The organism is Loktanella sp. IMCC34160, assembly GCF_004145845.1.
GTDB lineage: Bacteria > Pseudomonadota > Alphaproteobacteria > Rhodobacterales > Rhodobacteraceae > SELP01.
Genome location: NZ_SELP01000002.1, coordinates 301,270 through 314,240 on the forward strand (window position 1 = coordinate 301,270; position 12,971 = coordinate 314,240).

The 12,971-nt window shown below is 63.7% G+C and carries 14 protein-coding genes; 9 read left to right on the plus strand and 5 right to left on the minus strand.

Annotation, left to right across the window (positions count from 1 at the left end; genetic code table 11):
* Positions 1-25: 25 nt before the first annotated feature.
* Positions 26-892, minus strand: a complete 867-nt coding sequence (locus EU803_RS05795) for a Stf0 family sulfotransferase (protein WP_165352786.1) — start codon at positions 890-892, stop codon at positions 26-28.
* Positions 893-1,011: 119 nt separating this feature from the next.
* Here EU803_RS05795 and EU803_RS05800 point away from each other — a divergent pair, with 119 nt between their 5' ends.
* From EU803_RS05800 to EU803_RS05835, 8 genes are all read left to right on the plus strand, one after another.
* Positions 1,012-1,983 (plus strand): XdhC family protein, encoded by a 972-nt coding sequence (locus EU803_RS05800; RefSeq protein WP_129681580.1) that lies wholly within the window; start codon positions 1,012-1,014, stop codon positions 1,981-1,983.
* 4 nt (positions 1,984-1,987) lie between these two features.
* Positions 1,988-2,977 (plus strand): molybdopterin-binding protein, encoded by a 990-nt coding sequence (locus EU803_RS05805; RefSeq protein WP_129680728.1) that lies wholly within the window; start codon positions 1,988-1,990, stop codon positions 2,975-2,977.
* A gap of 290 nt (positions 2,978-3,267) precedes the next feature.
* Positions 3,268-3,828, plus strand: coding sequence for a F0F1 ATP synthase subunit delta (locus EU803_RS05810; RefSeq protein WP_129680730.1), 561 nt, complete (start codon positions 3,268-3,270; stop codon positions 3,826-3,828).
* On the plus strand, positions 3,828-5,366 hold the full coding sequence (atpA, locus tag EU803_RS05815) for a F0F1 ATP synthase subunit alpha (RefSeq protein WP_129680732.1): 1,539 nt from the start codon (positions 3,828-3,830) through the stop codon (positions 5,364-5,366). The genes EU803_RS05810 and atpA overlap by 1 nt, the downstream gene beginning before the upstream one ends.
* A gap of 29 nt (positions 5,367-5,395) precedes the next feature.
* Positions 5,396-6,268: a F0F1 ATP synthase subunit gamma gene (locus EU803_RS05820; protein WP_129680734.1), complete on the plus strand. Its 873-nt coding sequence runs from the start codon at positions 5,396-5,398 to the stop codon at positions 6,266-6,268.
* Positions 6,269-6,286: 18 nt separating this feature from the next.
* Positions 6,287-7,711, plus strand: a complete 1,425-nt coding sequence (atpD, locus tag EU803_RS05825; protein WP_129680736.1) for a F0F1 ATP synthase subunit beta — start codon at positions 6,287-6,289, stop codon at positions 7,709-7,711.
* A gap of 13 nt (positions 7,712-7,724) precedes the next feature.
* The gene (locus tag EU803_RS05830) at positions 7,725-8,123 is read left to right on the plus strand and encodes a F0F1 ATP synthase subunit epsilon (RefSeq protein WP_129680738.1); all 399 of its coding nucleotides are present in this window, start codon (positions 7,725-7,727) and stop codon (positions 8,121-8,123) included.
* Between the two features lie 150 nt (positions 8,124-8,273).
* Positions 8,274-8,624, plus strand: a complete 351-nt coding sequence (locus EU803_RS05835) for an H-type lectin domain-containing protein (RefSeq protein ID WP_129680741.1) — start codon at positions 8,274-8,276, stop codon at positions 8,622-8,624.
* Between the two features lie 53 nt (positions 8,625-8,677).
* On the opposite strand, the gene EU803_RS05840 is transcribed toward EU803_RS05835, so the two are convergent.
* On the minus strand, positions 8,678-9,697 hold the full coding sequence (locus EU803_RS05840; protein ID WP_129680743.1) for a ribose-phosphate pyrophosphokinase: 1,020 nt from the start codon (positions 9,695-9,697) through the stop codon (positions 8,678-8,680).
* Positions 9,698-9,815: 118 nt separating this feature from the next.
* Here EU803_RS05840 and EU803_RS05845 point away from each other — a divergent pair, with 118 nt between their 5' ends.
* A complete protein-coding gene (locus EU803_RS05845) occupies positions 9,816-10,415 on the plus strand; it encodes a 2-hydroxychromene-2-carboxylate isomerase (protein ID WP_129680745.1) in 600 nt (199 codons plus the stop codon).
* A gap of 40 nt (positions 10,416-10,455) precedes the next feature.
* Here EU803_RS05845 and EU803_RS05850 read toward each other — a convergent pair whose 3' ends face one another.
* Genes EU803_RS05850 through EU803_RS05860 form a run of 3 tightly spaced genes read right to left on the minus strand, consistent with a single transcriptional unit; the run spans position 10,456 to position 12,923 of the window.
* Positions 10,456-11,508, minus strand: a complete 1,053-nt coding sequence (locus tag EU803_RS05850; protein ID WP_129680747.1) for a beta-eliminating lyase-related protein — start codon at positions 11,506-11,508, stop codon at positions 10,456-10,458.
* Between the two features lies 1 nt (position 11,509).
* A complete protein-coding gene (locus tag EU803_RS05855) occupies positions 11,510-11,980 on the minus strand; it encodes a YcgN family cysteine cluster protein (RefSeq protein WP_129680749.1) in 471 nt (156 codons plus the stop codon).
* Entirely contained in the window at positions 11,973-12,923 is a 951-nt protein-coding gene (locus EU803_RS05860; protein ID WP_129680750.1) for a bifunctional riboflavin kinase/FAD synthetase, read from the minus strand. The genes EU803_RS05855 and EU803_RS05860 overlap by 8 nt, the downstream gene beginning before the upstream one ends.
* Positions 12,924-12,971 lie beyond the last annotated feature (48 nt).

The following is a 12,971-nucleotide window of genomic DNA, read 5'->3' on the forward strand; positions in this document are numbered from 1 at the left end:
GGGCATGTCCCCGGCGTTTTTTATTCTAGCGAGAGAAGGGCCACCAACCGCGCCTGCGACCAGCGTCCGGTGTCTCGTCAAGGGCGGCAAGCATGGCCGCTCTTTCGGCCTCGAGATCGGCGATCAGACCGGCCCGATCCTTTCGGAACCGGGCAGCGAAGTCGGCGTTCTTGTCGGTCCCGATCTTGGCGTGACCGGTTCTGATCGGGGTGGATTTGCCAGCCACCGGGCCGATTCCGATGGCCTTTGCGATCTCGTTGACCACGGCTTCGGGCGGGCGGGCGGTCATCCGTTCATAGCTCATCCGGACGGGCGTCAGCGGATAGTTGGCGAAGAACTTCTCGGCCTGCACTTCCATTTTGCGGATATGGCCGACCCATTTCTCGATGTCCTGCGCGTCATAGGCAAATTCATCATCCGCCCGCGCAAGCGCATCGGCATCGCCATGAACGGCGTGCCCGATCCGGCTTTGCGCCTTCTTGGACAGAGAGACGGCCTGTGCGACGATATCTTCGCGGATCAGCCAGAAATGGGTCGCGTCTTGAAAATGGGCAAGGAAGGGTTTTGGCCCGCCAAAAGTCCTGCGCAGTTGGAAAAACGTGATCTCGAACCCAAAGACCCCGCCGACTGTCCGGTCCCGTGCAATCGCCCGGGCGTAATCGTCGATATTGTCGATCCCCATGTGTCGGGCGATGTCCGGCACGAACCGCGGGCTGAACATTTCGCCGGGACGTCCAAGCCGCCCGGTCTGTTCACAGATATCCGTAAGCCAGGAACTTCCGGACCGGGGCGTGAAATGTATCACAAAGGTCTTTTCCGGCGCGGGCAACGCCAGAGCCTGCCGCAGCTTTTCGGGGTCGGCCGCAATATTGGCAAACGGATTGGGAGGCATAGCGCGATAAAATCCGGCAAATGAAGGTCCGCGCACCCTATGCCACCATTTGACAGGTGGACAAGTGCGCGCGGCTGGCAAATCCTGCACCCACATCGCGAAGGAGCAAAGCAATGGCCCTGACCCGCCTTGAACAGATCCCCGAGACCGCGCTGGACTGGCATCGCGCGGGGCGGGGCGTGGCCGTTGCAACGGTCGTCGAGACCTGGGGATCGGCGCCGCGCCCGGTGGGCAGCCAGTTGGTGGTGGACCGGGACGGCGCGATGGAAGGGTCGGTGTCGGGCGGCTGTGTCGAGGGTGCGGTAATCACCGAGGCGATCGAGGCCGTCGAGGGCGACGGCAAGCCCCGGTTGATGGAATTCGGCGTGTCCGACGATCAGGCCTTTGCCGTCGGGCTGGCCTGTGGCGGCCGGATCAAGGTGCTGGTTGAACCGGTGGGCACGGCTCTGCCGTTGCCGGTTCTGGAGGATCTCGTCGCGGAGCGCGCCGTCCGCAGGCAGGTGGCATATGTGGCGGATCTGGAAGGGCCCGCGCGGCGCCTTGCCGGGGCCGGGGATTTCCCGGACCGGTTTCGCATGGACCGGTCGGGGGTCGAAGAGGACAACCGCACCTTCGTTGCCATTCACAACCCGCCCCTGCGGATGATCATTGTCGGCGCTGTGCATATCGCCCAGCATCTTGCACCGATGGCGCGGGCCTGTGGCTATGACCCGGTGCTGATCGACCCGCGCCCGGTCTTCGGGTCCGAAGACCGGTTTCCCGGCGAGGTCATTCTGGATGGTTGGCCGGACGAGGCGATGGCAGAGGTCGGTCTTGATCCTCGCACCGCCGTTGTGACCCTGACCCATGACCCAAAGCTGGACGATCCGGCGATCCGTGCCGCGCTTGGGTCCGACGTGTTTTATCTTGGTTGCCTTGGATCGACCCGCACCCATGCCAAGCGGGTGGACCGGTTGACCGAAGCGGGGTTCGGCCCCGACGACATCGCCCGCATCCATGCCCCCGTCGGGTTGAACATCGGTGCGCGGTCCCCGGCAGAGATTGCCGTGTCGGTCATGGCCCAGATCACCGAACGGCTGCGGAAAGGGTAGGGCGGTGGAGTTCGGTCCGATCCCTGTGGCCGCGGCGCGCGGCGCGATCCTTGCCCATTCGCTGGACCTGACGTCGGGGCGGCTGCGCAAGGGCCGGGTACTGACCTGCGAGGATCAGGCCCTGCTGCGGGCCGATGGGGTGGCCACGGTCATTGCCGCGCGGCTGTCGCCGGGCGATCTGCATGAAGACGCGGCGGCGACGCGCATCGCGGCGGCGGTGGCGGGGCAGGGGCTGCGGGTGACGCAGGCGGCGACGGGGCGGGTGAACCTTCACGCGACGGGGCCGGGGATTGTCCGGGTCGATCGGTCGGCGGTCGATGCGCTGAATGCTGTCGATCCTATGATCACGCTGGCCACCGTGCCGGAATGGCACCGCGCCGATCCGGACGGAATGGTCGGAACGGTCAAGATCATCGCCTACGGGGTGGACGGAACGGCGGTGGATCGCGCGGCGGCGGCGGGGGCAGGGGCGCTATGCCTTTTGCCGCCGGTCTTTCGGACGGTGACCCTGATCGAGACGACGACCACCGATACCGATCCCAACCCAAAGGGGCGGGCCGCGATGCAGGGGCGGCTGGACCGGCTGGGGATCGGGCTGGACGGGCGGGTGATCGTTCCACACCGAGCCGATGCCATCTCCGACGCCCTGCACGCGGCCGAGGGCGAGGTGCTGATGATCCTGACCGCCTCTGCCACCTCTGACATTCATGATGTGGCTCCGTCGGCCGTGGGGCTGGCCGGGGGGCGGGTGGACCGGTTCGGTATGCCGGTCGATCCGGGCAACCTGCTGTTGATCGGCGCGATGGGGTCAAAGCCGGTCATCGGCCTGCCCGGTTGTGCCCGCAGCCCGGCCCTGAATGGCGCCGATTGGGTGCTCGAGCGGGTCTTGTGCGGTGTGCCCGTCGGGGCCGCTGAAATCGCGGCGATGGGGGTCGGCGGTCTTTTGAAAGAGATTCCCACCCGGCCCCAGCCCCGGACCCTGCCAAGGGGCTAGGACCGGCCCCGCGCCGCAGATTCGCCGAAAAGGGGCGAATTTGTCTGAAAGCCCGCGTTTGGTATGCCGTCGCATACTGCGCAGATGGTCGCACCCCGCGCCAAACCTTTGAAAACAGGTGCCCGACCGCCCCATCTTTCCGCGTCAAGGCGGTTGCCCCGTTATTAAGGCTCTGCTACATCCCCCCTGATTTTGCCGCCCAGCCGACATGGCCGGGCCCACGAACCTGCCCTCCCGCTGACCGAGACCCGGACCAGCGGGCAGGGCAAACTAACATCGGAAGGGTGGACGTGTCCGAACCAGCTTCGATCTCCTCCGGCATCGCGCAGCGCTATGCGTCCGCGGTGTTCGACCTCGCCAAAGACAGCAAGGGGCTGAAGGGCCTCGAATCCGACATCGACGCATTGTCGGCCGCACTTGACGGCTCTGACGACCTGCGGGCGCTGATTTCCTCGCCGCTTTACAGCCGCGACGAACAGGCCGGCGCGATGGCGGCCCTTGCCAAAAAGATGAAACTTTCCGGCATGACCGGCAATACGCTGGCGCTTCTGGCGTCCAAGCGTCGCCTGTTCGTGCTGCCTCAGCTGCTTGCCACGCTGCGCGACAAGCTGGCCGAGGAAAAGGGCGAAGTGACGGCCGAGGTGATCTCGGCCAAGGCCCTGACCAAGACCCAGTCGGACAAGCTGGCCAAGACCCTTGCCGCGCAGGTCGGGAAGACCGTGATAATCAATACGACCGTCGATGAAAGCCTCATTGGCGGTCTTGTCGTTAAAGTTGGCTCGAAGATGATCGATACCTCGATCCGCTCCAAGCTCAACGCTCTCCAGAACACCATGAAAGAGGTCGGATAATGGCGATCCAAGCTGCAGAAATTTCTGCGATCCTGAAGGACCAGATCAAGAACTTTGGCCAAGAGGCCGAAGTGGCCGAAGTGGGCCGGGTGCTGTCGGTTGGCGACGGGATCGCCCGCGTGTACGGCCTCGACAATATTCAGGCCGGTGAAATGGTCGAATTCCCCGGTGGTATCCGCGGGATGGCGCTGAACCTCGAAGCCGACAACGTCGGCGTCGTGATCTTCGGCTCTGACCGGGACATCAAGGAAGGCGACACCGTCAAGCGCACCAAGGCCATCGTGGACGTGCCGGTTGGCGACGAGCTGCTGGGCCGCGTTGTGGACGGTCTGGGCAACCCGCTGGACGGCAAGGGCCCGATCAAGACCAAGAAGCGCGGCGTTGCCGACGTGAAGGCCCCGGGCATCATTCCCCGTAAATCGGTTCACGAACCGATGGCGACCGGCCTGAAATCCGTCGACGCCATGATCCCGATCGGCCGTGGCCAGCGGGAACTTATCATTGGTGACCGTCAGACCGGCAAGACCGCAATCGCGCTCGACACCATTCTGAACCAGAAGTCCTACAACGAAGCCGCCGGCGACGACGAGAGCAAGAAGCTTTACTGCGTCTACGTGGCCGTTGGTCAGAAGCGGTCCACCGTGGCCCAGCTGGTGAAAAAGCTGGAAGAAAACGGCGCACTGGAATACTCGATCGTCGTGGCCGCCACCGCGTCCGACCCGGCGCCGATGCAGTTCCTTGCCCCCTATGCGGCAACCGCGATGGCCGAACACTTCCGTGACAACGGCCGCCACGCTCTGATCATCTATGATGACCTGTCCAAGCAGGCCGTTGCTTACCGTCAGATGTCGCTGCTTCTGCGTCGTCCGCCGGGCCGCGAAGCCTACCCGGGCGACGTGTTCTACCTCCACTCCCGCCTGCTGGAGCGTTCGGCCAAGCTGAACGAAGACTTCGGCGCCGGTTCGCTGACCGCTCTGCCGGTCATCGAAACCCAGGGCGGCGACGTGTCGGCCTTTATTCCGACCAACGTGATCTCGATCACCGACGGTCAGATCTTCCTTGAAACCGAACTGTTCTATCAGGGCATCCGCCCCGCCGTGAACACCGGTCTGTCCGTGTCCCGCGTGGGCTCCTCGGCGCAGACCAACGCGATGAAGTCGGTCGCCGGTCCGGTGAAACTGGAACTTGCCCAGTACCGCGAAATGGCCGCCTTTGCGCAGTTCGGTTCGGACCTTGATGCCGCCACCCAGCAGCTGCTGAACCGTGGTGCCCGCCTGACCGAGCTGATGAAGCAGCCGCAGTATTCGCCGCTGACCAACGCGGAAATCGTCTGCGTCATCTACGCCGGCACCAAGGGCTACCTCGACAAGATCGCAGTCAAGGACGTTGGCCGGTTCGAAGCCGACCTGCTGCGTCACCTGCGCGGCAAGCACGCCGACCTTCTGGCCTACCTCACCAAGGAAGACCCGAAGATCAAGGGCGAGGCCGAGGACAAGATCAAAGCCGCTCTGGACGAATTCGCCGCCGATTTCGCCTAAACCCCGGCTTTGGATAAGGAGACAAGGCAGTGCCAAGTCTTAAGGACCTGAAAAACAGGATCGAGTCGGTCAAATCGACCCGCAAGATCACCAAGGCCATGCAGATGGTGGCCGCCGCGAAACTGCGGCGGGCACAGGATGCGGCCGAACAGGCCCGTCCCTATACCGAGCGTTTCAATGCTGTGGTGTCGGGGCTTGCGGCCTCGGTGGGCGGGTCGAATTCCGCACCGAAGCTTCTGTCGGGGACCGGCAGCGATCAGATCCACCTTCTGGTGGTAATGACCGCTGAGCGGGGCCTCTGCGGTGGCTTCAACTCCTCGATCGTCAAACTGGCCAAGCTCAAGGCGGAAGAACTGACCGCCAAGGGCAAGACCGTGAAGATCATGACCGTCGGCAAAAAAGGCCGTGAACAGCTGCGCCGCGACTTCGGAAATCTTCTGATCGCGCACGTGGATCTGTCCGAGGTCAAGCGCATCGGCTATGCGAATGCCCAGGACGTCGCCCGCGACATCCTGAGCCGCTTCGAAGGCGGTGAGTTCGACGTGGCGACGATCTTCTATTCGCAGTTCCAGTCGGTGATCAGCCAGATCCCGACGGCGCAGCAGATCATCCCGGCCGCCTTCGACGCCGAAGACGACGGGGCCAGCACGCTTTACGACTACGAGCCCAGCGAAGAGGCCATTCTCGCCGACCTGCTGCCGCGTGGTGTGGCGACGCAGATCTTTGCTGCCCTGCTGGAAAATGCCGCCTCGGAACAGGGTGCCCGGATGTCCGCCATGGACAACGCCACCCGCAACGCTGGGGAAATGATCGACAAGCTGACCATCGAGTTCAACCGCTCGCGTCAGGCTGTGATCACCAACGAGCTGATTGAAATCATTTCGGGCGCCGAGGCGCTCTAAAGAACCGGAGAAACGAATATGGCAAACGCAAAAGGCAAGATCACGCAGGTGATTGGCGCCGTTGTGGACGTGCAGTTCGGGGATCAGCTGCCGGCGATCCTTAACGCACTTACCACGGACAACAACGGCAAGAAGCTGGTTCTTGAAGTGGCCCAGCACCTTGGCGAAAACACCGTCCGTACCATCGCGATGGACGCGACCGAAGGTCTGGTCCGTGGTCAGGAAGTGGTCGACACCGGCTCGCCGATCTCGGTGCCGGTTGGCGACGCGACCCTGGGCCGCATCCTGAACGTCGTGGGCGAGCCCGTGGACGAAAAAGGCCCGGTGAAGGCGAAGGAAACCCGCGCCATCCACCAGCCCGCCCCGGAATTCGCTGACCAGTCGACCGAATCCGAAATCCTGGTCACCGGGATCAAGGTTGTGGACCTTCTGGCCCCCTACGCGAAGGGCGGTAAGATCGGCCTGTTCGGCGGCGCCGGCGTGGGCAAGACCGTTCTCATCATGGAACTGATCAACAACATCGCAAAGGTGCACTCGGGTTTCTCCGTGTTCGCCGGTGTTGGTGAACGGACCCGTGAAGGCAACGACCTTTATCACGAAATGATCGAATCCGGCGTTATCGTCCCCGATAACCTGACCGAATCCAAAGTGGCCCTTGTTTACGGCCAGATGAACGAGCCGCCGGGGGCCCGTATGCGCGTCGCCCTGTCCGGTCTGACCCTTGCGGAACAGTTCCGCGACCAGTCCGGCACCGATGTTCTGTTCTTCGTCGACAACATCTTCCGCTTCACGCAGGCCGGTTCCGAGGTGTCCGCACTTCTGGGCCGTATCCCTTCGGCCGTGGGCTACCAGCCGACGCTGGCCACCGACATGGGCGCCCTGCAGGAACGCATCACCTCGACCAAGGCAGGCTCGATCACCTCGGTTCAGGCCATCTACGTTCCCGCGGACGACCTTACCGACCCGGCGCCGGCAACCTCGTTTGCCCACCTCGACGCCACCACCGTTCTGTCGCGTGCGATTTCGGAACTCGGCATCTACCCCGCCGTGGACCCGCTCGACTCCACCTCGCGTCTGATGGATCCGGCGATCGTGGGCGAAGAGCACTACGAAGTCGCCCGTTCGGTTCAGGGTATCCTTCAGCGCTACAAGTCGCTGCAGGACATCATCGCCATTCTCGGCATGGACGAACTGTCGGAAGAGGACAAGCTGACCGTGGCCCGCGCCCGGAAGATCCAGCGCTTCCTGTCCCAGCCGTTCGACGTGGCGAAGGTGTTCACCGGCTCCGACGGTGTGCAGGTGCCGCTTGAAAAGACCATCGCGTCCTTCAAGGCCGTGGTGAACGGTGAATATGACCACCTCCCCGAAGGTGCCTTCTACATGGTTGGCGACATCGAGGAAGTGATCGCCAAAGCCGAACGCATGGCGGCCGCCGCCGCCTAAGGAGGCCAATTAGATGGCAGAGATGCTGCAATTCGATCTCGTGTCGCCCGAACGGAAGCTTGCTTCCGTTCAGGCCCGCGAGGTCCAGATTCCCGGTGCCGACGGGGACATGACGGCCATGGCCGATCATGCTCCGACGATCACCACCCTGCGCCCCGGCATCCTTCGGGTCGTGCATGGGTCCGGGGCCGACGAATACCTCGTGTCCGGCGGCTTTGCCGAGATCACGCCGGAAGGCGTCTCGGTTCTGGCCGAACAAGCCCTGCCGAAAGACGAAGTGACCCAGGACGCCTTCAACGGCATGCTGGCCGGCGCCCGCGAGGCGCATGAGATCGCCAAGTCTGACGACAGCGCCAAGGTTGTCACCGACCTTCAGGCGGTGGGCAGCCAGCTGGGTCTGTCGGCCAGCTGATCGGCTGACTGATACCGGAACGATACACTGGGCCCCGCGGGAAACCGCGGGGCCTATACTTTTTCAACTGGACGGTGAACCATTGACGGTGTTCTTCATCGCCTTAGTTTTTTCGAAAATTAACCATTAGTCCGCGATACCGATTGCACAATGAAACGTTTGCGCAACTATCTTGTCGGCGTCGACCACGGAGAAGTGGTCCTGTTTTCCGACTTTGAACATGACGGGGTCATGTGGACGGGGCAGGGACCGCGCCAGACCCGTGCCGTTGTCATGTTCTCCGAAGCGTTCAAGACCCCGCCGGTCGTGACCTGCTGGCTGACGATGTGGGACGTGTCCAACGAAACCATCGCCCGCATGGATATTCAGGCCGAAGACGTGACCGAACGAAGCGCCGCGCTGGTGTTCCGCACCTGGGGCGACACCAAGGTCGCCCGCGTGCGGGTGTCGTGGCAGGCCATCGGTGAATTGCCGCACGACGACGATTGGACCGTCGACTGACATGAAAAGGGGCGCCCGCGGCGCCCCGAATTCTGTCGGTCTGTCAGGTCGGATTAGCCCGCCTGATACATGCCTTCGTAGATCGGCACGAGCGTTTCATGTTCGAACAGCGACGACACCGAGGTGCCGTTCCAGATGTTCAGAATCGCCTGGGCGAACATCGGCGCGGTCGGAACGATGCGGATGTTGGGGCAGTTCTTCACCGGCTCGGTCGGTTCGATCGAATCCGTGATGACCAGCGATTTCATCACCGATTTGGTGATCCGCTCGACCGCGGGGCCGGACAGAACGCCGTGGGTGATATAGCTGTGCACTTCGGTCGCGCCATGTTCCATCAGAACCTCGGCGGCCTTGCACAGGGTGCCGGCGGTGTCGCAGATGTCATCGACGATGATGCATTTCTTGCCGGACACATTACCGATCACGGTCATTTCGGCCACTTCGCCCGGCTTTTCGCGGCGCTTGTCGACGATCGACAGGGGCGCGCCGATCCGCTTGGCCAATTCGCGGGCGCGGGCCACGCCGCCCACGTCGGGCGACACCACCATCACGTCCTGTAGCTGGCCTTTGAAGTGGTGCATGATGTCCAGCGCGAAGATGGGCGATGCATAGAGGTTATCGACGGGAATATCGAAGAAGCCCTGAATCTGGGCGGCGTGCAGGTCCATCGTCAGAACCCGCTCGATGCCGGAGGTGACCATCATGTTGGCAACCAGCTTGGCCGAGATCGGCGTGCGGGCCTTGGCGCGGCGGTCCTGACGGGCGTAACCGAAATATGGGATCACGGCGGTGATCCGGTCGGCCGAAGACCGCCGCATCGTGTCGGCGATGATCAGCAGTTCCATCAGGTTGTCGTTGGCCGGGTTCGACGTGGGCTGGATGATGAACATGTCCTCGCCGCGGACGTTCTCGTAGACCTCGACAAAGATTTCCTGGTCATTGAACCGTTCGACGCGCGCGTCCACCAGCCCCACGTTCATGCCCCGGTGCATGGACATGCGCCGCGCCATCGCCTTGGCCAAGGGCAGGTTGGCGTTTCCGGAAATCAGTTTCGGTTCGGTCATGGTCGGCATGTCGATAGGGTCCCCAGGTTCTGCCTTCCGTCCCGGTTTGGTGACGGAATCGTGACGTTGACACCGCGTAGCACAGGGATACGGTCAGGCAAAGAAAACCTGAGCAGGGAGTGGGCAAATGCCGCAGATTGATTACTTTTTCACGACGATCTCGCCCTATACCTACCTTGCGGGTGACCGGCTGGAACAGATCGCGGCGGCCCATGGGGCAACGATCACCTACAAGCCGATGGATATCGTGGGGCTGTATGCCCGGACCGGTGGCCAATTGCCCAAGGACCGGCATCCGAACCGTCAGGCCTATCGCCTGCAGGATCTGCGCCGGAGCGCGGCCAAGGCCGGGATGCCGCTGAACCTGCAACCGATGTTCTTTCCGACCAATGCCGCGCCGTCCTCCTATGCCATCATCGCCGCGCAGGCGGCGGGTGGGGGCGACGTGGGGGCGCTGGTGCGCGCCTTCCTGCGGGCGGTCTGGGCCGAAGAGAAGGACATCAGCCAGGATGATGTGATCCGGGCCTGCCTGTCCGGGGCCGGGTTCGATCCGGGGCTTGCCGACAGCGGGCTATTGATGGGGGCGGAAACCTATGCCGCCAATCTGGAAGAGGCGGTCAATCGGGGCGTCTTCGGCGCGCCGTTCTACATCACCGACGGGGATGAACGGTTCTGGGGGCACGATCGGCTCGAACATCTCGACGATCATCTGGCGGGGCGGCTCTAAAGAGCGGCCCAGGCCGACCCCTGCGCCAGAGGCTTGGCTGTTACCCCTGCGCGAGCAATTCCAGAAACCTGTCGGTTTCCGCCGGGTCCGCGCTCCAGTCCAGGACGAAACGACCCAAAAGCTGCTCCTCCGGGTCGCCGCTAAACGCGTCCCCGTCCCAGACATAGTAATGCACCCCGGCGCGCAGCATCTTGGCGTGCAGATGGCGCGGGAACCGGGCGAAGACGGTGTTCGCATCGGCCGGATGGGCGAGGGTCACCTCGGGGTGGGTGGCAAACCCGTCCGCCAGTCGCGCGGCGGCGGCATTGGCGGCGCGGGCACTGTTCAGCCACAGGTCGTCCTGCAAATAGGCCTGCATCTGTGCGGCCAGATAGCGGTGCTTGGAAAACAGATGGGCGCCCCGCTTGCGGCGCAATTCGAATTCCCACGCCTTGGCCGGGTCAAAGAAGATGCAGGCCTCGACCCCAAGACAGCCGTTCTTGGTGCCGCCAAAGCTGACCGCGTCGATGCCGGCCTTCCACGTCATCTCGGCCGGGGTGCAGCCAAGGGCCACCAGCGCATTGGCAAACCGCGCCCCGTCCAGATGGGTCTTCAGGCCGAAATCGCGGGCGATACCGGTGATCGCGCGGATCTGGTCCAGCGAATAGACGGTGCCGCGTTCGGTCACCTGCGTGATCGACACCGGGCCGCGCTGCGGGCCATGGACGCCCCGGCTTTCCTCGGTGGCGATGGCGGCGCGCAGGGCCTCGGGGTCCATCCGGGCGTCCGTGTCGTCCACCAGCGTCAGCTTGGTGCCGCCGGTGAAGAACTCCGGCGCGTTGCATTCGTCTTCGTTGATATGGGCCATGGAGGTGCAGAACACCGTGTCCCAGGGGTTGGTCAGCGTGGCAAGGATCAGCGCATTCGCCGCCGTCCCGGTGCCCACCAGATAGACTGCGGCCTCGGGCGCCTCGAATATGTCACGGATGCGGGCCTGCACGGCTTCTGTCACGCTGTCGGTGCCATAGCCGCCGGCATAGCCCGCATTGGCGGCGATCAGCGCCTCAAGCACTTGCGGATGGGCCGGGCCCGCATTGTCGGATGCAAATTCCATTTTAGAGCGGCTCCTCGATCAGGTGGTCTTCCCAGTCTTCCTCGGCCACCTCGTATTCGGGCACGGTGATGCCCTGCACCGACACACCCGCCGCATGGACGGAGGCCGGGTCGCCGGAAATCAGCGGGTGCCAGTGAAACAGGTCGCGGCCTTCGTGGACCAGCCGGTAGGCGCAGGTCTGGGGCAACCAATACAGGTTGTCGATGATGGTCTTTGGGGTCAGGACGATGCATTCCGGCACGAACTGATGCCGGATGTCGTATTGGCTGCACAGGCAGCTGTCATCGTCCAGAAGGCGGCAGGCGACGCGGGTCAGCACGACCTCGCCGGTCTCTTCATCCTCCAGCTTGTTCAGGCAGCATTTGCCGCAGCCGTCACACAGCGCCTCCCATTCGTCCTTGGTCATCTTGGACATGGGGACGTTGGCCCAGAACCGGGGGCGCAGCCCGTCGCGCGCGGGTCCGTCAGACATCGGCCAGGATCTTTCGGGCGCGGGCGCAATCGGCGTCCATCTGGGTGATCAGCGCCTCAAGGCTGTCGAACTTTTCTTCCGGGCGCAGGTAGTCGATCAGGGCGACAGACAGGTCTTCGCCGTAAAGATCGCCCTTGAAGTCGAACAGGAAGGTTTCGCAGTTGGGGTGGTTCTCGCCAAAGGTCGGCCGCACCCCGATCGACGCGGCCCCGTCATAGCTGCCCGCATGTGGGCCGGTCAGCACATCGACCTTCACCGCGTAGACGCCAAAGTGGGGCGGGTGCAGCCCGGCGATGGACATGTTCGCGGTCGGATAGCCAAGGTCGCGGCCCCGCTGGTCGCCTCGGATCACCGCCCCGTCGATCCGGTGCCAATGGCCCAGCATTGCCGCCGCGTCGCGCGGGCGGCCCTCGCCAAGCGCCTGCCGTATCGCGGTCGAGGAGACCTCTCCGGTGCCGACCTCGACCAGGGGCAGGACGGTGACGCCAAAGCCCATCTCGGCCCCGAAAGCCCGCAGCATCCCGGCGTCTCCGGCGCGGTTCTTGCCGAAAAAGAAATCCTCGCCCACGACGACATGGCGCAGGCCCAGTCGGTCGGACAGGATGGTCCGCGCGAAGTCCTCGGGCGTCAGCGAGGCAAGCGTGTCGTTAAAGGTAATCTCGAACAGCAGGTCGATGCCGATCTTCGCCATCCGGTGCGCCTTGGCTTCGGCGCTCATCAGGCGGAAGGGGGGCATGTCGATGCCCTTGACGCTGGCAAAATATTCACGCGGGTGGGGTTCAAACGTCATGACGGCCAGCGGCGCGCCCAGTTCGTCGGCCACGGCGCGGGTCGCGTCGATCACCGCCCGGTGGCCCAGATGGACCCCGTCGAAATTGCCGATGGCCGCGACCGCGCCGCGATTGGCGGGATCAATGAAGAGGGTGTCACGAAGAATACGCATGACCGCTTGGGTAGCCGCATGACGCGGAGGGCGCAAGACGGCCCGTGC